This window comes from Acidovorax sp. 94, from assembly GCF_003634645.1.
GTDB lineage: Bacteria > Pseudomonadota > Gammaproteobacteria > Burkholderiales > Burkholderiaceae_C > Acidovorax > Acidovorax facilis.
In genome coordinates this window covers 622013-641518 of the sequence record NZ_RBJA01000001.1, presented here as the reverse complement: position 1 = coordinate 641518, position 19506 = coordinate 622013, and the positions used below count along the sequence as shown (strand labels likewise).

Annotated in this window: 20 protein-coding genes; 7 read left to right on the top strand and 13 right to left on the bottom strand. The window is 64.6% G+C overall.

All coding sequences use genetic code 11. From position 1 onward, the window contains the following. Positions 1-29: 29 nt before the first annotated feature. Positions 30-1316 (top strand): sensor domain-containing diguanylate cyclase, encoded by a 1287-nt coding sequence (locus tag C8C94_RS02970; protein WP_121419653.1) that lies wholly within the window; start codon positions 30-32, stop codon positions 1314-1316. A gap of 18 nt (positions 1317-1334) precedes the next feature. On the opposite strand, the gene C8C94_RS02965 is transcribed toward C8C94_RS02970, so the two are convergent. Together C8C94_RS02965 and C8C94_RS02960 are read right to left on the bottom strand one after the other, a co-directional pair. Further along, positions 1335-1538, bottom strand: a complete 204-nt coding sequence (locus C8C94_RS02965; protein WP_055402288.1) for a hypothetical protein — start codon at positions 1536-1538, stop codon at positions 1335-1337. Positions 1539-1601: 63 nt separating this feature from the next. Beyond that, the gene (locus C8C94_RS02960) at positions 1602-3254 is read right to left on the bottom strand and encodes a methyl-accepting chemotaxis protein (protein WP_121419652.1); all 1653 of its coding nucleotides are present in this window, start codon (positions 3252-3254) and stop codon (positions 1602-1604) included. Between the two features lie 295 nt (positions 3255-3549). On the opposite strand from C8C94_RS02960, the gene pstS reads away from it, so the two are divergent. The 3 genes from pstS to C8C94_RS02945 all read left to right on the top strand — a co-directional run bounded on the left by pstS (position 3550) and on the right by C8C94_RS02945 (position 6987). Then, complete coding sequence (pstS, locus tag C8C94_RS02955) at positions 3550-4620, top strand: phosphate ABC transporter substrate-binding protein PstS (RefSeq protein WP_121419651.1); 1071 nt, start codon at positions 3550-3552, stop codon at positions 4618-4620. Between the two features lie 99 nt (positions 4621-4719). After that, on the top strand, positions 4720-6249 hold the full coding sequence (locus tag C8C94_RS02950; protein WP_121419650.1) for a CYTH and CHAD domain-containing protein: 1530 nt from the start codon (positions 4720-4722) through the stop codon (positions 6247-6249). Positions 6250-6330: 81 nt separating this feature from the next. Next, complete coding sequence (locus C8C94_RS02945) at positions 6331-6987, top strand: 3'-5' exonuclease (RefSeq protein WP_121419649.1); 657 nt, start codon at positions 6331-6333, stop codon at positions 6985-6987. 96 nt (positions 6988-7083) lie between these two features. On the opposite strand, the gene C8C94_RS02940 is transcribed toward C8C94_RS02945, so the two are convergent. Further along, complete coding sequence (locus C8C94_RS02940; RefSeq protein WP_121419648.1) at positions 7084-9138, bottom strand: NADPH-dependent 2,4-dienoyl-CoA reductase; 2055 nt, start codon at positions 9136-9138, stop codon at positions 7084-7086. Positions 9139-9235: 97 nt separating this feature from the next. Between C8C94_RS02940 and C8C94_RS02935 the strand changes: the two genes are divergently transcribed. Further along, positions 9236-9868: a TetR/AcrR family transcriptional regulator gene (locus tag C8C94_RS02935; protein WP_121419647.1), complete on the top strand. Its 633-nt coding sequence runs from the start codon at positions 9236-9238 to the stop codon at positions 9866-9868. Between the two features lie 14 nt (positions 9869-9882). Here C8C94_RS02935 and C8C94_RS02930 read toward each other — a convergent pair whose 3' ends face one another. Both C8C94_RS02930 and C8C94_RS02925 read right to left on the bottom strand, forming a co-directional pair. Continuing rightward, the gene (locus tag C8C94_RS02930) at positions 9883-10110 is read right to left on the bottom strand and encodes a SlyX family protein (RefSeq protein WP_015014770.1); all 228 of its coding nucleotides are present in this window, start codon (positions 10108-10110) and stop codon (positions 9883-9885) included. Between the two features lie 7 nt (positions 10111-10117). Continuing rightward, positions 10118-11308 carry a PLP-dependent aminotransferase family protein gene (locus C8C94_RS02925; RefSeq protein ID WP_121419646.1) on the bottom strand — a complete coding sequence of 397 codons (1191 nt, stop codon included), beginning with the start codon at positions 11306-11308 and terminating at the stop codon, positions 10118-10120. 120 nt (positions 11309-11428) lie between these two features. Between C8C94_RS02925 and C8C94_RS02920 the strand changes: the two genes are divergently transcribed. Both C8C94_RS02920 and nth read left to right on the top strand, forming a co-directional pair. Next, complete coding sequence (locus C8C94_RS02920) at positions 11429-11905, top strand: GyrI-like domain-containing protein (RefSeq protein WP_055395273.1); 477 nt, start codon at positions 11429-11431, stop codon at positions 11903-11905. An 87-nt stretch (positions 11906-11992) separates the two neighbouring features. After that, the gene (nth, locus tag C8C94_RS02915) at positions 11993-12631 is read left to right on the top strand and encodes an endonuclease III (protein ID WP_121419645.1); all 639 of its coding nucleotides are present in this window, start codon (positions 11993-11995) and stop codon (positions 12629-12631) included. A gap of 89 nt (positions 12632-12720) precedes the next feature. Here nth and C8C94_RS02910 read toward each other — a convergent pair whose 3' ends face one another. The 8 genes from C8C94_RS02910 to C8C94_RS02875 form a co-directional block, all read right to left on the bottom strand. After that, positions 12721-13113, bottom strand: a complete 393-nt coding sequence (locus C8C94_RS02910; RefSeq protein WP_121419644.1) for a type II toxin-antitoxin system death-on-curing family toxin — start codon at positions 13111-13113, stop codon at positions 12721-12723. Beyond that, positions 13110-13334 (bottom strand): AbrB/MazE/SpoVT family DNA-binding domain-containing protein, encoded by a 225-nt coding sequence (locus C8C94_RS02905; RefSeq protein ID WP_056169497.1) that lies wholly within the window; start codon positions 13332-13334, stop codon positions 13110-13112. The genes C8C94_RS02910 and C8C94_RS02905 overlap by 4 nt, the downstream gene beginning before the upstream one ends. Positions 13335-13387: 53 nt before the next feature. Then, positions 13388-14134: an aspartate/glutamate racemase family protein gene (locus C8C94_RS02900; RefSeq protein ID WP_121419643.1), complete on the bottom strand. Its 747-nt coding sequence runs from the start codon at positions 14132-14134 to the stop codon at positions 13388-13390. A 16-nt stretch (positions 14135-14150) separates the two neighbouring features. Continuing rightward, positions 14151-14912, bottom strand: a complete 762-nt coding sequence (locus C8C94_RS02895; RefSeq protein ID WP_121419642.1) for a GntR family transcriptional regulator — start codon at positions 14910-14912, stop codon at positions 14151-14153. Between the two features lie 13 nt (positions 14913-14925). Next, the gene (locus C8C94_RS02890; protein ID WP_121419641.1) at positions 14926-15813 is read right to left on the bottom strand and encodes an ABC transporter permease; all 888 of its coding nucleotides are present in this window, start codon (positions 15811-15813) and stop codon (positions 14926-14928) included. 1 nt (position 15814) lies between these two features. Continuing rightward, positions 15815-16726, bottom strand: a complete 912-nt coding sequence (locus tag C8C94_RS02885; protein ID WP_055395265.1) for an ABC transporter permease — start codon at positions 16724-16726, stop codon at positions 15815-15817. Between the two features lie 182 nt (positions 16727-16908). Continuing rightward, positions 16909-18201, bottom strand: a complete 1293-nt coding sequence (locus tag C8C94_RS02880; protein ID WP_121419640.1) for a PotD/PotF family extracellular solute-binding protein — start codon at positions 18199-18201, stop codon at positions 16909-16911. Between the two features lie 61 nt (positions 18202-18262). Next, complete coding sequence (locus tag C8C94_RS02875) at positions 18263-19333, bottom strand: ABC transporter ATP-binding protein (protein WP_121422661.1); 1071 nt, start codon at positions 19331-19333, stop codon at positions 18263-18265. Positions 19334-19506: the final 173 nt, after the last annotated feature.

The window sequence follows — 19506 nt, the reverse complement described above, 5'->3', positions numbered from 1 at the left end:
TGCATTACTTTTGGTTACTGCCAAGCCCGATGTTCCACGACCTCAGTCTGCTGCACACACTGCCAGCGGCCGTGCTCGTCACGCAGGAGGGCGCCATCCGCTTTGCCAACGCTGCCAGCATGGCGCTGCTGGAAGCGCCCAGCACCGATAGCCTGATCGGCCGCCTCTCGGGCGATTTTGTGCATCCCATGGACCAGGTGCGCTCTACCAACCGCATCCAGCAGGTCGCTGTGCCCGAACAGGGCGGCCGGCCCAACAAATCGTCTGAATTTCGCATCCGCACACTGCAGGGCAACCTGAGCATGGTGCTCATCAGCAGCGTGGCTGTGGAGTGGAACGGAGCCCCCGCCGTGCTGATGTGTGGTCTGGACATGACCCACCAGAGCGAGATCGAGGCCCAGCTGCGCGAGAGCGAGCAGAACTTCCGTCGCCTTTTTGAGAACATGCAGGACGTCTACTACCGCACCGATGCCCAGGGCATCGTGCAACATGTGGGCCCTGGCGTGCGCCGGGTGCTGGGCTACGAGCCCCACGAAATCGAGGGCCGCACGGCCGAGTCGTACTACCCGCAAAGCACTGACAGAGACGCGTTCAAGGCCGCCATCATGGAGCATGGCGAGGTGTCGGATTTTCCGGGCCAGATGGTGCGGCGCGACGGCACCGTGATCGACATCTCCATCAGCAGCCACGCCTTGTACGACCATGCTGGCAATTTCGCAGGGGTGGAGGGCATTTACCGCGACGTGACGCAGCGCAAGAACCTGGAGCGCGAGCTGCAGCGCCTGGCCACCACCGACATGCTCACCGGCATGGCCAACCGCCGCGCATTTCTGGAATGTGCCGAGTCGGTGTATGCCCATTCACGCAGCAATGGCGAGCCGCTCACGCTGCTGATGCTGGACCTGGACCATTTCAAATCCATCAACGACCGTTTTGGCCACCTGGAAGGCGACCGCGCCCTGGTGGCGTTTGCACAGGCCGTCAAAAACCAGCTGCGCGCCAGCGACACCGTGGGCCGACTGGGCGGCGAAGAGTTTGGCGTGCTGCTGCCGCTGACCAGCATGGCCGAGGGCCTGGAAGTGGCGAAACGCATCCTGCATGGCGTTCGCGCCCTGCAACTGAGCGACGAGGCAGGCCACGCCTACGGCATCACAGCCAGCCTGGGCCTGAGCACCTTCCGCCAGGCAGACCGCAGCCTACGCGACATGCTCGACCGCGCCGACCAGGCTCTGTACCTGGCCAAAAACCAGGGGCGCGACCAGATCGCTTCGCTGGAACCCTTGGGCGAACAGCCGAATGGCCAAGTAGCCCAGTAACCTATCTGCGGCTGCGCCTTACCAACGCATGCGTTCCTGCTGCAGGTTCCACAGGCAGGCGGCAATCCGTAGCAGCATCTCCATCACCTGTTCGGAGCCGCTGCTCGACAGCTCCAGGCCATCGATGATCACGGCCAGTTGCGAGATGGCGTCTTCGGGCGCAGAGGCACCGCCCGTCCGCGCAATCTCGGCAATGGCGATGAGTACGTCTGTGCGGTTCATGGAGCATCTTCCCCATAGCAAAAGAATCTGATGACCTGCACCGCACCGGTCCTGTGCGTCCAGTCAGCGGGGTGCCAGGGACAATTGCTTGGGGGATGAAGCCCTTGCTGGCAGGGCAGGCAGTGGCTGCGTACCTCGGTAGCCTCCTTCGAAGGCATCCCCAGCGCCGTCAGGCGCCAGCCTGAACTGGTGAACGACCTCCAGCAGGCGCCTAACCTGGTTCTTCATGCCGGTGGATGCCGACGAACTGTCGTCCACCAGCGCGGCATTTTTCTGCGTGGCGGCGTCCAGCTGCCGCACGGCTTCGCCGATCTGCGCAATGCCGCGGGCCTGCTCCTGCCCCGCGTCCTTGATCTCGCTGATGAGTACCATCACCTCGTCCACGCGCTGCACGGTGCTGGCCACCCGCTCGCCCGCCTGGCCCACCAGGGTGGACCCGCGCTCCACACCACGCACACTGGCGGCAATCAGGCCCCGAATCTCGCGGGCGGCCGTGCTGCTGCGCTGGGACAGTCCACGCACCTCGCCCGCCACCACGGCAAAGCCGCGTCCCTGCTCACCCGCGCGGGCCGCCTCCACCGCCGCATTGAGGGCCAGCAGGTTGGTCTGGAACGCGATGTCATCAATCACCTTGATGATGTCGGTGACCTTTTGCGACTGCACGCTGATCTCCTGCATGGTGGTGATCACGTCGCGCATCACACTGCCGCCCTCGTTGGCCACCTTGGCGGCCTCTTGGGCCAGCTCGGTGGCGCGGTGGGCGTTGTCCGTGTTGTGTTGCACGGTGATGGTGAGCTGCTCCATCGAGGCGGCCGTCTCCTGGAGATTGGACGCCTGCACCTCGGTACGGCGCGCCAGGTCTTCGGTGCCGCCCGCAATCAGCACGGCCTCCTGCGCCACCGTCTCGGTGCTGGAGCGCACCTCGGTGATCACGCGCACCAGCTGGTGGTTCATCTCCCGCAGGGCGCCCAGCAATTCTGCGGTTTCATCCGTGCCGCGCACATCGATCTGTGCGCTCAGATCGCCACCCGCCACCGTGCGGGCCAGCACCACCGCCTGGCGCAAAGGGCGCGAGATTGAACGGGTGATAACCCACGCCATCGCAGCGCCCGCCACCAGGGCCAGCCCGGTGGCCGCCAGCATCCACCAGTGAATGGTGTTGCTCATCTCCCGTGCGCCGGCAAACTCTGCCGCCGCCACGTTGATCTGCAGGGCTACCAGCTTCTCGATGGCGTCCTGCACCTTGGCCGCATTGGGGCGGATCTGGTTGATATAAAGCTCGGAACCATCGTCGTACTTGCCTGCCACCAATGCCGAGGCAGCCGGGATGAGACCCTTGTCCAGGTAGGTGGCATTGGCATCGGCAAAGGCCTGCGCCAGACCTTGCTCCTCAGCACCCAGCGCCTTGCCGGAATACGCCGTCCACAGCGCGTGGATGCGCTCCACGTTGGCAGTCAACGCGGCGTGGCTGGCCTGCAGGTTGCTGGTACCCGGGTCCATCAGCATGTCCATCACCAGCACCCGGTTGCGCTGCGTGAGGTGGCTGATCTCTGCCAGCACGCCCAGGGGCACCGTGCGGTCACCATACAGCGCCGCGCTGCGCTCGGTCAGGCGCTTGGCACCGCTGATGCCCCCCGCAGCCAGTGCAGAAATCAGCAGCAAAAGCACTGCAAACGCCAGCGCCAGCCGGGTGCCAATCTTGATTTTTTGAAGCATCTGAATCTCTCATGAAGGTTCACTGGGTGGGCAGCCGGGGGCATTGCCACCGCATCAACTGGCGCGCACGCCTTGCCAGCAAGGTCTACGTCTGCCGCGGCTGATACTAATTGTTTCAAATGACAAAATAATGACGATGGGATAAACATTCCCCATTCATTCCAATGGTTAAAATCGGCGCCGCTTTGACAAGCTGAGACTTCATAAATCACTCCGATGTCCCTGCCGGGCATAGGCCCATGGTCAGAATTTCACAGCCACATCCTTATTAATTAAAACCAACACACAAAAATCCATGAAATATATCTATACCGTATTCATGCTGGCACTTGCACTGCTACAGGCGGACCAGGCCAGGGCACAAGCCGTAACGGGCGCGGGCTCGTCGGCCGCAGCCCCCATCTACCGCAGCTGGGCCAAGGCCTACGCCAAAGCCACCGGCTCCAGAGTGGACTACGACCCGGTGGGCTCCAGCGCAGGCATGAAAAAGATCCAGCAACAGGCCGTGGGCTTCGGAGCCACCGATGTCTACCCGCCTGACAAGGACCTCATCGAACACGGCTTGCTCGCACTGCCCGTGGCCATCACCGGCATCAGCCCCATCGTCAACCTGCCCAAAGTCCAAAACGCACAGCTGCGCCTGACGGGCGAGGTGCTCAGCCGCATCTTCCTGGGCGAAATCAGCCGCTGGAATGCCCCCGAGATCACCGCGCTGAACCCCGAGACTCCGCTGCCCGACATGCCCATCAAGGTGGTTGTGCGTGCCGACGGCTCGGGTACCACCTACAACTTCGCCGATTACCTGGGCAAGGTCAGCCCGAAATGGAAGGCTTCCCACGGAGCCAAGACAAGCATCCAATGGCCCGAAGGATTTCTGGCCTTCAAGGGGAGCGATGGGGTGGCCAAGGGTGTGCGCGACACGGCGGGTGCCATCGGTTATGTGGATTTTGGGTATGTGGCCGAATATGGCCTGGCATCGGTGCAGATGAAAAATGCCGAAGGTGTTTTTGTGAAACCCTCCATCGACGCTTTCAAATCCGCACTGGCCAACAGCGAGTGGCCAGCCACCGGGGCCTTCCACAATACACTGACACAAAAACCCGGCAAAGCCGTGTGGCCCATCACCATGGGCACGTTTGTGGTGTTCCCCAAAGTCACTCAAAATCCAGAGCAAACCACCCTGGCCCTCAAATTCATTATCTGGTCGTTTCTCAATGGCGATACCCTCGTCCATGAAAACAATTTTGTTCGATTACCAGACCGGGTTCAGGCATCGGCTTTCAAGGCAATTACCTCCATCCGCGATAAAAATGGCACTCCGCTGGGCATGAGCCTGATTTCATCGTCCGCACCCTTGCAGCAATAATCTGGCACTCATGGTTTTCGCCTTTAAAATCATTCACTGGGATTTCTATTAATCTTTTACCGGCAGGCTCTGCCGCCCCCACCACCAGGCGCCGTCTTCGTGGAAATCGAGTTCAAGTTCTGCATCCCCCCAGAGCGCCTGGCTGCGGTGCAGGCCGCCGCGCGCAGGGGCACACACGCGCACATCCGTATGGAGGCCCGCTACTTCGATACGCCCGATGCAGCGCTGTCGTCGCGTGGCATTGCTTTTCGGCTGCGCCGCGAGGGCGACCAGTGGGTGCAAACCGTCAAGGCCCTGGGCAACGGACCGCTGGACCGCGAGGAGCACAACGTGGACCGGGGCCACGCCACAAGCCCTGCCCCAGAGCCCCAGCCTGAGTTGCACGCAGGCACCGTGGCGGGCACACGGCTGCTGGGTGCTCTGCGGGCCGCCAGCGGCCCTCTGACCGAAACCTACGGCACCGAGATGGACCGCGTGACACGGGACATCGCCTTCAAGGGCGGTGTGGTGGAGTTGGCTCTGGACATCGGCCGGGTCATCGCCCATCGCGGCACGCCGCAGCAGAAAGAGGCCCGCATCTGCGAGCTGGAGCTGGAACTCAAGGCCGGCCCGCTGGCGGGCCTGGCGGCCATCGCCACCCGGTGGGCCACGCGGCATAGGCTGTTTCTGAGTACGGTGTCCAAGGCAGAGCGAGGCGAGCGTCTGCTGGCCCCGCAGTGGGCCCGGCCCGCCACCAAGGCCACCCCGATGAAGGCCAGTGGCCTCCCAAAGCACTTCCTGAACGGGCGCGCGTTGCAGCGCGCGGCAGTGGCCCATTGCCTCCACCAGATCCTGGCCAACGCCAGCGAGATCGTCGAAGGCGGGGTCGATGAAGAGCATGTGCACCAGTTGCGCATCGGCATCCGCCGCTTACGCACCGCCTTGCGCGAGTTGGCGCCGTTGGCACCCGGCGCATTCGACCCCGCCTGGGAGCCGCCGCTGGTGGAGGTGTTCCAGCGCCTGGGCCAACTGCGCGACCAGGGCCAAGCCCTGCAGTCCATCGTTGCCGATCTGCGCGATGCGGGTGCGCCTGCCCTGGATGTGATTGTGGCGGCGGGGCACGCCCCCGCCCCATCCGCCGCCGCCATCGTGCGCATGCCAGCGTTTCAGGCAGCGTTGATCGCCCTCATGGCGTTCACGGCCCAGGGCGAGGACGCCCCGCCGGCGGCCGCAGAAGAAGCCCTGGCCACGAAGGACACCCGCCGCCTGCTGCAGAAGCGATTGCGCCGCCTGCACGCCAAGGTGCGCCACGGCTCCCAAGACTTTGCCGCCCTGCCGGTGGAGGAGCAACACCGCCTGCGCAAGCGCTTGAAGCGTTTGCGCTACCTGACGGAATTTGTCGCGCCTGCGCTGGACGCCGAGGGGGAATCGTTCCTCGCCAGCCTGCAGCCAGCGCTGACGGCTCTGGGCCGGCTGGGTGATGAACGTGTGGCCCGCGCGCTGTACAGAGACATCGCTGCCACGGACCCGCGGGCCTGGTTTGGCGTAGGCTGGCTGACTGCACGGGAGGCGTTGACGGTGGCTGACTGCGAAAAGGCCTTGGCCCACCTTGCCGACATGCCCCGCCTGCGCAAGGCGGGCAAGCGCTGAGAGCGGTAGCTGCAGTAGACGCGCCGCACCCCCATCGCGGGTCACAGCGGGGTTCCCAAGTTGGCACGGCACAATGGGCCCATGACGGCATCTCCCTCTCCCCAGCGCACCCACCCGCCTTCGCGCACCGCCCACCGCAGCACCCCCGACAAAGACCAGATCGCCCTGCTGGAACCTTTCGAGCGCCTGGGCATGGACCGCATCAGCCTTGTTGCCACCCCCGAGCAGGCCGACAAGGCCTGTGATGCTCTGGCAGCGGCCAGCGCCTGGGGGTTCGACACCGAATCCAAACCCACCTTTGTGCAGGGTGAACAGTCCGACGGGCCCCACATCGTGCAGCTGGCCACGCTTGAAACCGCCTGGGTGTTCCAGCTGCACGACCCCGGTTGCCGTGCCCGCGTGGCCGAGCTGCTGGCCCTGCGCGGCGTGACCAAGGCGGGCTTTGGGCTGGGGGATGACACCAAACGCATCCAGCACAAACTGGGCGTACAACCAGCCGATGTGCTGGAGCTCAACACCGTGTTCCGACAGCGTGGTTACCGCAAAGACATGGGCGTGAAAGGCGCCGTGGCCGTGCTGTTCAACAAGCGCTTCATCAAGTCCAAGAAAGCCGCGACATCGAACTGGGCCAACGCCCGGCTGACTGAGGCCCAACTGGTCTACGCAGCCAACGATGCGTGGGCAGCGCTGCGGGTGTTCAACGCGCTGGAGGGCTCTGCCACGCATCAAGGCGCATAGCCAGGCAGCAGCCATTTGCTATCAAAATAATAGCTGTTAGCGATTACCTATCAAGCGCTAGCAGCCAATTTTTCTTAGATTCTGGCCGCACTCCCCTCACAAACGCGCCGCCAGCCTCGCCGCCTGGTCGATAGCGCGCTTGGCATCCAGCTCGCCCGCTTCCAGCGCGCCACCAATTCGGTGCGGCTTGCGGCCGGCAGCCTCCAGTTCCTGCGCCAGGCTGAAGAGGGGCACCTGCCCCGCGCACAGCACCACGGTGTCGCACGCAATCCAGGTGGGGTCTTCGCGCTTGTCGCCGTATGACACCAGCAGCCCTTCGTCGGCAATGCGCTCGTAGTTCACGCCGCTCACCATCTGCACCTGTTTCATCTTGAGCGTGGTGCGGTGGATCCAGCCCGTTGTCTTGCCCAGGCCCGCGCCGAGCTTGCCCTTCTTGCGCTGCAGCAGCGTGACCTGCCGTGCGGGGGGCGTGACGCGCGGGCCGCTGGGCGCCAGACCACCGCGCGCCTCGGCCGGGTCGGTGATGCCCCACTCGGCCTTCCAGGCGGGCAGATCGAGCGTGGTGGAAGGGTGGTCGCCATGTGTCAAGAATTCGGCCACGTCAAAGCCGATGCCGCCCGCGCCGATGATGGCCACGCGCTCGCCCACCGGCTTGCCATGGCGCAGCACGTCGATGTAGCTCAGCACCTTGGGGTGGTCCTGGCCGGGGATCTTCGGGTCGCGTGGCTCCACACCAGTGGCAATCACCACCTCGTCATAGCCCGCCAGGTCGGTGGCCAACACGCGCTGGTTCAGGTGCAATTGCACGCCGGTGTCCTCCACCCGCGCGGCCAGGTAGCGCAGCATTTCGTGGAACTCTTCCTTGCCAGGAATCACCTTGGCCATGTTGAGCTGACCACCGATGGCGGGCGCGGCGTCGAACAGATGCACCTCGTGCCCGCGTTCGGCGGCCACGGTGGCGGCGGTCAGGCCTGCTGGCCCTGCGCCCACCACCGCCACACGCTTGCGCGACGACACCGAGCGGTACACCAGTTCGGTCTCGTGGCAGGCGCGCGGGTTCACCAGACAACTGCTGGTCTTGTTCTGGAACACATGGTCCAGGCAGGCCTGGTTGCATGCAATGCAGGTGTTGATGCGGTCGGCCCGGCCTTGCGCAGCCTTCTTCACAAACGCCGCATCGGCCAGCAGTGGCCGCGCCATGGACACCATGTCGGCACAGCCATCGGCCAGCACCTGCTCGGCCACCTCGGGCGTGTTGATGCGGTTGGACGTGACCAGCGGCGTGGTGATGCCCGCCGCCGCGAACTCGGCCTTCATCTTTTGCGTGACCCAGGCAAACGCTGCGCGCGGCACGCTGGTGGCAATGGTGGGCACCCGCGCCTCGTGCCAGCCAATGCCGGTGTTGACGATGTTCGCCCCGCCCGTGGCCACGGCCTTGCCCAGGGTGACGATCTCGTCCCACGCGCTGCCGCCGGGCACCAGGTCGATCATCGACAGGCGGTAGATGATGATGAAGTCCTTGCCAACGGCCTCGCGCATGCGGGCCAGGATCTCCACCGGCAGGCGCATGCGGTGGCTGTAGTCGCCGCCCCAGGCGTCGGTGCGCAGGTTGGTGGTTTGCGACAGGAACTGGTTGATGAAATAGCCCTCCGATCCCATCACCTCCACGCCGTCGTAGCCCGCCTCGCGCGCTTTCACGGCACAGTTCACAAACGCACGAATTTGCCGCTCCACCCCGCGCGCCGACAGCGCGAACGGTGTGAACGGCGAGATGGGCGACTGCAGCCGCGAGGGCGCCACCGCCAGCGGATGGTAGGCGTAGCGCCCCGTGTGCAGGATCTGCAGCGCGATCTTGCCGCCCGCAACGTGCACCGCGTCCGTCACCACGCGGTGGCGTTTGGCGGCGCCCGAGGTCGCCAGCGTGCCCGCAAACGGCTTGGCCCAGCCCGCGATGTTGGGCGCAAAGCCGCCCGTCACGATCAGCCCCACATCGCCCTCGGCCCGCTCACGGAAGTACGCTGCCATGCGCGAGAGGTCGCGTCCGTCCTCCAGGCCCGTGTGCATGGAGCCCATGAGCACGCGATTCTTGAGGGTGGTGAACCCCAGGTCCAGGGGGGCGAGCAGGTGCGGGTACAGGGCGGCGCCGGGCATAGAGGCAGCGGCCGCAGGGGGGGCAATGAAGGAAGAATGCATGGAAGGAGCGTGGGCTAGAAGTATTTTCTAGAACTTTATTCTAGAATCCCATTCCATGGCAAGCCGCAATTCCCCGCCTCCCACTTCATCCTCTGCCGAAGCCCCCACCGACCGCCGCCAAGACATCCTGAACGCCGCCCTCGCCTGTGCGGCCGAAGGCGGCGTGGACGCGGTGACCATCGACGGCGTGCGTGCGCGCTGCGGGGCCAGCGTGGGTAGCATCTACCACCACTTTGGCAACCGCGACGGCATCGTGGCGGCGCTGTTCTTTGACATCTTTCACGACCAGTCTCGCAGCGTGCAGGCGCAGCTCGATGCCGCCCAGGGCGTAGAGGCGGGCGTGCACGCCCTGGTCACCGGCTATCTGGACTGGGTGGTGGCGCAGCCAGAGCGGGCCCGGTTCATGTTCCAGTCCCGGGGCGCCGTGGCCGCTGGCCCGCGCACGCCCGACCTGGCCGAAGCCGCGCGGCGCCGCAACCAGGCGCTGGTGGCCTGGTTCGAGCCCCACCGCCAATCGGGCGCGCTGCGCAACCTGCCGTGTGAGCTGATGCCGTCGCTGGTGATGGGGCCGGTGCAGAGCTATTGCAGGGCGTGGCTGTCAGGCAATGCAGGCCAGGGCGGCCTGCCCTCGCCCACCACGTACCGCGCAGAGCTGGCGGACGCAGCGTGGCGGTCCGTCAGGGCGTAGACCGAGCGATCCGATCAGTAATGCGGCGGCAGCTCGTCGCGCAGGTTGCGCGGGCCGTTCGAGCCACCTTCGGGCGCCTGCTGGCGCAACTGGATGACCTCGTGCGTCAACCGGTCGATCAGTTGCTGCTGCTGGTAGATGGTCATGTTCAGCTGGTCCAGCAGGTCTTCGGTAAAGCTGGCCTTGATCTCCAGGCTTTCCAGGCGCTGGAGAACGTTGGCGAGATCGTTGGCGTCAGACATCGACGCTTCAGATGGCCTGGCCCAGGCGCGCCACGCCTTCGCGGATCTTGTCCACATCGGCGGTCGCAAACGACAGGCGGAAGGTGGCGTGGTCGGGGTTGGCGCAGAAGAACGGCGTGCCGGGCACAAAGGCCACGCCCTTTTCAATCGCGCGCTTGGCCAGCACATTGCCGTCGGCCACCTTGCCGCCCGCACCCGTGAGGCGTGCCCACACAAACAGGCCGCCCTGGGGCTGCACAAACTCGATGGCGTCGCCCAGTTCCTTGCGCAGCGCATCGCCCATGGCCTGGGCGCGCTCGGCATACACCTTGCGCACATGGGCCAGCGTGCCGGGCATGCGGCCGGCCTTGAGGTATTGCGCGGCCGTGGCCTGCGCAAAGGTGCTGGTGTGGGCGTCGCTGAACTGCTTGCACATGGTGGCCTTGCCCAGCAGCTCGGCCGGGGCAATCATCCAGCCCACGCGCAGGCCGGGCGACAGCACCTTGCTCAAGCTGCCGCAGTGCACCAGCAGGTCGCGGCTGCCCGGCACGGTGGCCGACAGGTTGAGCAGGCTGGGGGGAGGCGCGTCGCCAAAATACAGGTCGCCGTAGGGGTCGTCCTCGACGATCAGGGTGTTGTGCTTGACGGCCATCTCGAGCACGGCCTTGCGGCGCTCCAGGCTCAGCATGGCGCCGCTGGGGTTGCCAAAGGTGGGGATGAGGTAGACGAACTTGGGCTTGTGCTCGGCAATGAGCTTTTCCAGCTCGTCGGTCTTCACGCCGTTGCCGTCGATGGGCGCACTGATGAGTTCGGCGCCATACAGGCGAAAGCACTGGATGGTGGCGAGGAAGGTCGGGCCTTCCACAATCACTTTGTCGCCGGGGCTGATGAGCGTCTTGCCCAGCAGGTCCAGTGCCTGCTGGCTGCCGGTGGTGACGATGAGGTTGTCGGCGGCCACGTCCTTTGCGCCCTTGCTGGCCATGAAGGCGGCCAGTTGTTCGCGCAACGGGTTGTAGCCCTCGGTCGCACCGTATTGCAGCGCGGCGCCGGGTTCTTCGGCCAGGGCGGCGTTGCTGGCGGCGCGGATGCCCTCCACGTCGAACATGGCGCTGTCAGGGAAGCCGCCCGCAAAGCTGATGATGCCGGGCTTGCCCAGCAGCTTGAAGAGTTCGCGGATGGCGGAGGTTTCTACGTTGTTCAGGCGGTCGGCGAATTGCATGGCGTGGGCAGGAGTTGGTGGCAAAGGATTCCGCATTGTCGCCAATTGCCGTGCAGGTTTCCTGCGGCTTAGACTGCGAGGGCAAAAACCTGGCCCACCGCACAACTACCGAGACCAACTATGCCCCTCGAAATCCGTCAGTTGCCCCGCATGCGCCTTGCCTATATGCGCCAGACAGGCCCTTATGGCCCCTCGCTCACGCAACTTTGGGAGCGGTTCGGCCGCTGGTGCGAAGCAAATCGTTTGAGCGAGCCACGCCCCAAGTACTACGGCATCAGCCTGGACAACCCCGCATGCACCCCGCCCGCGCAATGCCGCTACGACGCCTGCGTGCAGGTGGGCGTGGGCCTGCGCACCGGCACCGAGGCCATGATCCAGGACTTTGCCGGTGGCGATTACGCCTGCCTGCGTTTCGTCGGTACCGGGCCGGAGATTGGCGCGGCCTGGGCCAGCATGATGGCCCCGGGCCAGATCCCCGCAGGTTGGGAAGCTGCCCCTCGGCCCGCCATCGAGGTCTACGACGAAGACTTTGCCGTCAACCCCGCCACCGGCGCGTTCCCCTGCTGGCTGTGCCTGGCGGTGCAGCGCACCCACTGAGGTAGTTCGTTCTAACCCTCGCGAAAACGATGCAGGCGCGGGCGCAGCCCCGCATGCCGCAGTACATAAACGACACACCCCGCCCCCATGAAGACGTCTGACATCGAGCCTTTCTTTGCCACCTTGAAGGCCGCCAACCCCCTGCCCAACACGGAGCTCGAATACACGACGCCGTTCGAGCTGCTGGCTGCCGTGCTGCTGTCGGCCCAGGCCACGGACGTGGGCGTGAACAAGGCCACGCGCAAGCTGTTCCCGGTGGCGGGCACGCCGCAGGCTATCCTTGACCTGGGGCTTGAGCGACTGGAGGGCTATGTCAAGACCATCGGCCTGTACCGCACCAAGGCCAAAAACCTGATGGAGACCTGCCGCATCCTGGTGGAGCAGCATGGGGGCCAGGTGCCGCGCACGCGCGAAGCCCTGGAAGCCCTGCCCGGTGTGGGCCGCAAGACGGCCAATGTGGTGCTGAACGTGGCCTTCGGCGAGCCGACCATGGCGGTGGACACGCACATCTTTCGGGTGAGCAACCGCACCGGTCTGGCGCCCGGTAAGAACCCGCTGGCGGTGGAGCTGCAGCTGATGAAGCGCGTGCCCGCCGCGTATGCTGTGGATTCGCACCACTGGCTCATCCTGCACGGCCGCTACGTGTGCCAGGCGCGCAAGCCGCGCTGCTGGGAGTGTGCGGTGAGCAGGTATTGCGACTACCAGCCGAAGACGTTGGCGCCTTGAGTTGAACGAACCAGGCAAATTGCTTCTATTTTTATAGCAACTAGCGCTTATTGGTCAAGCGCTAGGGCGGAAAATGCTTGAAATCTCCGTTAGCAAGCGACGGCATGTGCCCGCAGCCAGGCGGCGAAGGCCTCTTCGGTGATATCGCCAGCGGCAACAGCGAGCATGGTGACCACACACGATGCATCGTCAGCGTTAAGCCTCCAGCCATTGAGCCGCAAAAACAATTCGGCCGCCACATAGCCCGTTCGCTTGTTTCCATCAATAAACGGATGGTTGCGCGAAATTCCATAGCCATACGAGGCTGCCAGCGCGGCTGCATCAGGCGGCGGCTCGCCATAGTTGTTCAGCTGCTGCGGCTTGCCCAGGGCCGAATCCAACAAACCCGCATCGCGGACGCCTGTCCCGCCCCCATGTTCGGCCAGCTGCACTTCGTGGATGGCAATGATGACGGCGCGGTTCAGCCAGACCCATTCGCTCATTTGGCCAGCTCGTGCAGTACGGCCCGGCGCTCTTTCATGATCTCGCGCGCCACGCGCATCTGCGCTTCAAATTCGGGGTTGTGGGTGGTGATCCGCAAACCGTCAGGCGATTCCGTCACATACAGCTCGTCTCCCTTTTCCAGCTGCAACCGCGCCAGCAGTTCCTTTGGGAAAATCGCGCCGACAGAGTTGCCCACCTGGGTGAGTTTGAGAGTGTGCATGGGAAACCTCCGAGTAATTACAAACGTAATACTAGACTTTCCACCACCCCGCGTCAAACCACCCCGGCCACTCCCAGCGCTGTCATCTCCCCCGACACCCCCGCCCACGCCACATCGAATCCAGGCACTTTGCGCTCTGGAGGCACGGGGTGCGCACGCAGCGCCCAGGTGGCACCAGCCACCACACTATCGATCACCGGTACCGTCACCTGCGGCTGCACCAGAGCAGCCATGCCGGCCAGCCCCGCCCCGCCCAGGATGACGGCCTGCACACCCATTTGCCGCACCACGTCGCGGCAGGCCTGGGCGAGCAGCGTGCGGGCGGCTTCGGGGTCGGCGGCCAGCTGAGCACCGGTGGGTGCCACGGTGTGGATTCCAGCCAGCGCGTGCGCGTGGCCCAGCGCCTGCGCCAGGCGCTGCAGCATGGGCCCCCAGCGCTCGCCACCCGTAACGATGGCATAGCGCCCGTGGCGAGCGGCTTCGATGAAAGATGCTTCGGCCAGCCCTGTCACAGGCACGGGGCTGCTTTCGCGCAGCGCCATCAGGCCCGGGTCGCCAAAACAGCCTATCAGCACGGCATCAGGCTGCGGCTGGTGTTGTGACAGTTCATTCGCCCAGGCATCCAGCGCGGCGTGGGCCGCCACTGCATAGCTGGCCTCGCAGGCGATGTAGGGGGCGCCGAAACGCGCCGTGGCCGTGCGCACCGCCACATGCAAGCCCGCAGCAGCCTGCACATGCCGCTGAAGCAAGGCGCTGACGCTGGCCGAGGTGTTGGGGTTGAGGACGAGCAGTTGGCGCATAACAAGGTGGCAGGATTCAGGCGCCCAGCAGTTGCGCCAGGTCGGGCGCGTCGGCAGCCGGTGGCGTGAACTCCAGCCGCGTTTCAATGCGTGCCAAATGCGTCAGCATGAGGCGCGCGGCCTCGCGCGCATCGCGCAGGCGAATCGCATCAATCAACGCCCGGTGCTCGCGGCAACCGCAGGCGGTGGCCTCTTCGCGTTCGCGCGCATGGCTGGGGCTGTAGGTCATGAGGATGAGCGAGGTGCGCGAGACCAGCTCGCGCAGGATGCGGCCTAGCGTCTGGTGCCCGGCCGCCTGTGCGATGTGCAGGTGAAAGTCGCCGGAGAGGCGGATGGCGCGGCGCATGTCGCCACTGGCGCGCGCGGCCTCTTCGTCGTCGATGCAGGTGCGCAGTGCGGCGATGTCGGCATCGGTGGCGTTGGCGATGAACAGCTCGACCAGGCGCGGCTCCAGCAGGCGGCGGGCCTCGAACACCTCCAGCGCCTCTTGCGGCGTGGGCTGCGCTATCGATGCGCCCCGGTTGGGTGTGAGCGTGACGACCTGCTCGTTGGCCAGCCGCACCAGCACAGGCCGTACGCGTGTGCGTGACACGCCAAAGGCCGCCGCCAGCTTGTCCTCCACCAGCTTGGTGCCGGGTGGCAGGCGGTGGTCGAGGATGGCCGAGATCATGCGTTCGTACATGTCGTTGTCGCTGAGCTGGCCTGTCGTGTCAGGCTGCACGGGCGGTTCGGTGACCGCAGCGCGCGCGCGCCGGGGCTTAGGGAGGGTGGTCGTCATAAGGGTGCCGTTTTTACCCCGAACGGCCCTTGCGCCTGCGACCCAATGCCCACACCAGCGCCAGCGTGATGCCCATGACGATGAAAGACACCACCGTGGTCAGCGTGCCCAGCGCATAGATGGATGGCGTGGTCACCGTGCTGGTCAACCCTTGCAGCTCCAAGGGCAGCGTGTTCACGTCGCCAATGGCCTGCGAGGTGCGGGCGATCTCGTCCCAGCTGAGCGTGAAGCCGAACATGCCAATGCCCACGACCGAGGGAGCGATCAGCGGCAGCACCACATGCGCAAAGCCCTGCCAGAGCGTGGCGCCCAGGTCGCGTGCGGCTTCTTCGTACGCAGGGTTGAAGCGGTTGAACACCGCAAACATGATGAGCAGGCCAAACGGCAGCGTCCAGGTCAGGTGCGCGCCCAGGGCCGAGGTGAACAGGCCCAGCGACGTGCCGTAGCCCTCCAGCGCACTCTCCATGCCCAGCCATTCAAGGGCCGCCTTGATGCCGTTGTCGATGAGCCGGAACTCCAGCCCGATGCCCAGCGAGACGATGATGGACGGCATGATGAGGCTGGCCACCACGATGAAGAACAACGTGTTGCCGCCCGCCAGCCGCTTGCGAAACGCCAGCCCGGCCAGCACCGACAACACCACGGTGCACAGCATCACCGCCACACCCAGACCCAGTGAGCGCCACAGCGCCGCGCCGATGTCCACCACTCCCAGCCCTTCGGCCAGCTTGGAGAACCAGTGCAGCGACACGCCGCGCATGGGGAAGGTCAGCCCGCCCTCGGGGCCCTGGAAGCTCAGGATGAAGATGACGAACATGGGCCCGTACATGAACAGCACGAACAGCGCAAAGAAGATGGCCAGGGGCCAGAAGCTGGCGGGACGAGATTCACGGACTTTCATCTCACAGCTCCTTGCGAATGTCGACGAGGCGTGTGAGGCCCCAGATGATCATCAGCACCACGGCCAGCAGGATCACGGCATTGGCCGCCGCCAGCGGGAACTGCAGGTAGGACGTCTGCACCTGGATGATCTTGCCGATGGAGGCGATCTGCTGCCCGCCCATCACGCCGATGGTCACGAAATCGCCCATGACGATGGTGATCACAAAGATCGAGCCGATGATGATGCCGGTGCGCGAGAGCGGCACGATCACGTTCCACAGCGTCTGCCAGCCACTCGCGCCACTGTCGCTGGCCGCCTCGATGAGGCTGCGGTCGATGCGCATCATGCTGTTGAAGATGGGCACGATCATGAACATGGTGTACAGGTGCACAAAGGCCAGCACCACCGAGAAGTCCGAGAACAGCAGCCACTCCACAGGTGTTTCGATGAGGTTCATGCCCATCAGCGTCTGGTTGACCAGCCCATTGCGTCCCAGCAGCGGCACCCACGAGATCATGCGGATCACATTCGATGTCCAGAACGGAATGGTGCACAGCACGAACAGCAGCGTCTGCATGCCCGAAGAGCGCACATGGAAGGCCAGAAAGTAGGCGACGGTGAAGCCGATCACCAGCGTGATCAGCCACACCAGAAAACTGAACTTGAGCGTGGACCAATACGTCTTGAGCGTGACGCACAGCCCGTCGGACACGTCACTGCAGCCGTCAAAGATGGACACGTAGTTCTTGAACGTGAAGCCCGGCAGCAACTCGTACTCATTGAAGTCCCAGAAGCTGACCATCACGATCAACGTCAGCGGAATCAGGAAAAACAGCGCAAACACCAGCGTGAACGGCGCAGCCTGCCACCAGGCGGCAATGCTGCGGCCGGGGACAGCTGCAGCAGGTAAGGACTGTGTGGTCGTGCTCATGGTGTTTGCAATCAATGAATTCAAAGGTCTACCGTTCGGCGCTTGCTCTTGAGACTGACGCTGCCCAAGACCAGTGCCCCCGTGCAAGGGCCGCCCCGCCGCACCGGGGGCGTCCCCCTCCCGACCCGCGCAGCGGGTCGAGAGAGGGGTGAAGGCGCGCAGCGCCTCAGGGGGTGCACTCCTTATGCAGCAACGAATTCATTCCACTTCTGCACCATGTAGTTGTTCTCATCCATCAGCGCATTCCAGCAGGCAATACCGCCCATGCGCGACTCATAACTGCCGCCGTCGCGCACTGCACCGGCCTTGGCGAGCACATCGCCATTGGGGCTCTTGATGTCCTGCGTGGCGGGCTTGCCTTCCATCCAGTAGGCCCACTCGTAGGCTTCCATCTTGGACTTGGCGGTCTCCAGCACGGCGCTGTAGTAGCCCTGGCGGTTCAGGTAGGCACCAGCCCAGCCGTCCAGGAACCAGTTGATGAACTCGTACGCGCCATCGAGCTTGCGGCCGCTCAGCGTGGCCGGCAGGCCAAAGCCGGCGGCCCAGGCGCGATAGCCTTCTTTCAGGGGCTGGAAGTTGCAGGCAATGCCCTTGGTGCGCACGGCCGTCACAGCCGGGCTCCACATCGACTGAATCACCACCTCGCCCGATGCCATGAGGTTCACCGACTCGTTGAAGTCCTTCCACAGCGCGCGGAACTGGCCCTGCTTCTTGGCTTCGATCAGGGTCTTGATCGTGAGGTCAATCTCCTTCTTGGTCATGTTGCCCTTGTCGGGGTACTTGTAGATGCCCATGGCCTCGACCACCATGGCGGCGTCCATGATGCCGATCGAAGGAATATTCAGGATCGCGGTCTTGCCCTTGAACTCGGGGTTGAGCAGCTCGGCCCAGGAGTTGATGGGGCGCTTGATCAGGTCGGGGCGGATGCCCAGGGTGTCGGCGTTGTACACGGTGGGGATCAGGCTCATGAACTGCGTGGGCGCAGTCGCGAACTTCTTGGACTTCTCACCTTCCAGGTAGATCACTTTCTTGGGCGCGGTGCCCTGGTCGCCCACGGCCTTGCCCGCCACCATGCCGGTGGTGAACAGCGTGGTGATCTTGTCGGCGTTCTTGATCTTCTTGGTATCGATGCCCTTGAGGTTGCCCGTGGGCACGATCTTCTTGAGCGAGAAGTACTCGGTGTCGATCAGGTCAAAGCTGTTGGGCGCGGTGACGGCGCGCTTGGTCACGTCGTCCGTGGTCACGGCCACGTACTGGATCTCGATGCCGGTGTCGGCCTTGAACTTCTCGGCAATCGCCTTGTCCTGGTTCACAGCCGTGCCCAAGTAGCGCAGCACGATCTTCTCTTGCGCATGCACGGCCGGGAACATGCCAGCGGCCAGGATGCCCGCCGTGCCCTTGAGCAACGAGCGGCGCGCCACTCCAGTGGCATCGGAGACAACAACAGGGGAATCAGCACGGGAAGCATCGGACATGGGAAAACTCCTTGGGTTGCGGAAGGGGACGGGTGAAAAAAGAGGGGACGTGGCGGCGCGGTCAGGCGGCTACGGCCATTGCGGGAGCGGGCACAGACAGCGGGTGCGCCTGGTCAGGTGTCCAGTGCAGTTGCACGCCCTGCCCCACCTGGTAGGGTTGCGCGGCAAAGGCGGCTTCAGACACCATCACCGAATAGGCCGCCGTGGCGTTGGCCGACAGAACTGCACCGTGCTTTTGCAGGCCTACCAGCACGTAGGTGCCCTGGTATTCCACATCGGTCACCACGGCCTGCATGCGCTGGGCACCACAGGGCAACTCGGCACTGGCGGGGGCAATCTGCAGGTGGTCGGTGCGCACGCCCACCTTGCCTTCGGGTGTGTCGATCACGTTGTGCCCGCCCATGAAGCGCGCCACGAATTCGCTGGCGGGCCGGTTATAGACCTCGTGCGGGCTGCCCACCTGCTCGATCACGCCGTGGTTCATCACCACCATGGTGTCGGCCAGGGCCATGGCCTCTTCCTGGCTGTGGGTCACATGGATGAAGGTCAGGCCCAGCTCCTTTTGCCAGCGGCGCAGCTCGGCACGCATCTGGATGCGCAGGAAGGGGTCGAGTGCCGACAAAGGTTCGTCCAGCAGCAAGACACGCGGCTGGGTGATGAGGGCCCGCGCCAGCGCTACGCGCTGCTGCTGCCCGCCAGAGAGTTCGGCGGGCTTTCGCTCGGCCAGGTGGCCCATCGCGACGCGCTCCAGCAGGTCACGCGCCTTGGCCTGGCGCTCGGCCTTGGCTACGCCCTTCATCTTGATGCTGAAAGCCACGTTGTCCAGCGCAGACAGGTGCGGGAACAGCGCAAAGCTCTGGAACATCATGGCCGTGCCGCGCGCGGCGGCGGGCAGGTCAGTGATGTTGCGGTTCTCCAGCAGGATGTCGCCGCTGGTCACCGACTCGTGCCCTGCGATCATGCGCAGCGTGGTGCTCTTGCCGCAGCCCGAGGGGCCCAGCAGGCAGCAGTAGCTCCCGCTGGCAATGCGAAGGTTGATCGCATCCACCGCCGGCTTGCCCTGGGCGTAGCGTTTGGTGAGGGCGACGATCTCGATGGCGGCCGGAGTCGGCTCGGGGGTGAGGCTTTGCATGAACCTGCCGTACGCAAAGCCTGTGCCAACTTTGTACACAATGTTTTATTTGTTTTGCATACAAAATGCACCACCACTGTGCGCGGCCACACCTGCACCAAAGCGCTTGTGCACCACAGTCGGCCCACACGCAGCTCGTTGTGGTGCACACGGTGCACTGCGGGATTTAGTAA

What these genes read in the sequence shown, in the direction of transcription:
- C8C94_RS02940 (WP_121419648.1), bottom strand. Translation starts at nt 9,138, where the DNA reads ATGCCCGGCGCCGCCCTGTACCCGCACCTGCTCGCCCCCCTGGACCTG.
- C8C94_RS02890 (WP_121419641.1), bottom strand. Translation starts at nt 15,813, where the DNA reads ATGAAAGTCCGTGAATCTCGTCCCGCCAGCTTCTGGCCCCTGGCCATC.
- C8C94_RS02910 (WP_121419644.1), bottom strand. Translation starts at nt 13,113, where the DNA reads ATGAGCGAATGGGTCTGGCTGAACCGCGCCGTCATCATTGCCATCCAC.
- C8C94_RS02960 (WP_121419652.1), bottom strand. Translation starts at nt 3,254, where the DNA reads ATGCTTCAAAAAATCAAGATTGGCACCCGGCTGGCGCTGGCGTTTGCA.
- C8C94_RS02895 (WP_121419642.1), bottom strand. Translation starts at nt 14,912, where the DNA reads ATGACGACCACCCTCCCTAAGCCCCGGCGCGCGCGCGCTGCGGTCACC.
- C8C94_RS02880 (WP_121419640.1), bottom strand. Translation starts at nt 18,201, where the DNA reads ATGTCCGATGCTTCCCGTGCTGATTCCCCTGTTGTTGTCTCCGATGCC.
- C8C94_RS02920 (WP_055395273.1), top strand. Translation starts at nt 11,429, where the DNA reads ATGCCCCTCGAAATCCGTCAGTTGCCCCGCATGCGCCTTGCCTATATG.
- C8C94_RS02970 (WP_121419653.1), top strand. Translation starts at nt 30, where the DNA reads ATGTTCCACGACCTCAGTCTGCTGCACACACTGCCAGCGGCCGTGCTC.
- C8C94_RS02900 (WP_121419643.1), bottom strand. Translation starts at nt 14,134, where the DNA reads ATGCGCCAACTGCTCGTCCTCAACCCCAACACCTCGGCCAGCGTCAGC.
- C8C94_RS02945 (WP_121419649.1), top strand. Translation starts at nt 6,331, where the DNA reads ATGACGGCATCTCCCTCTCCCCAGCGCACCCACCCGCCTTCGCGCACC.
- nth (WP_121419645.1), top strand. Translation starts at nt 11,993, where the DNA reads ATGAAGACGTCTGACATCGAGCCTTTCTTTGCCACCTTGAAGGCCGCC.
- pstS (WP_121419651.1), top strand. Translation starts at nt 3,550, where the DNA reads ATGAAATATATCTATACCGTATTCATGCTGGCACTTGCACTGCTACAG.
- C8C94_RS02925 (WP_121419646.1), bottom strand. Translation starts at nt 11,308, where the DNA reads ATGCAATTCGCCGACCGCCTGAACAACGTAGAAACCTCCGCCATCCGC.
- C8C94_RS02885 (WP_055395265.1), bottom strand. Translation starts at nt 16,726, where the DNA reads ATGAGCACGACCACACAGTCCTTACCTGCTGCAGCTGTCCCCGGCCGC.
- C8C94_RS02935 (WP_121419647.1), top strand. Translation starts at nt 9,236, where the DNA reads ATGGCAAGCCGCAATTCCCCGCCTCCCACTTCATCCTCTGCCGAAGCC.
- C8C94_RS02930 (WP_015014770.1), bottom strand. Translation starts at nt 10,110, where the DNA reads ATGTCTGACGCCAACGATCTCGCCAACGTTCTCCAGCGCCTGGAAAGC.
- C8C94_RS02965 (WP_055402288.1), bottom strand. Translation starts at nt 1,538, where the DNA reads ATGAACCGCACAGACGTACTCATCGCCATTGCCGAGATTGCGCGGACG.
- C8C94_RS02905 (WP_056169497.1), bottom strand. Translation starts at nt 13,334, where the DNA reads ATGCACACTCTCAAACTCACCCAGGTGGGCAACTCTGTCGGCGCGATT.
- C8C94_RS02875 (WP_121422661.1), bottom strand. Translation starts at nt 19,333, where the DNA reads ATGCAAAGCCTCACCCCCGAGCCGACTCCGGCCGCCATCGAGATCGTC.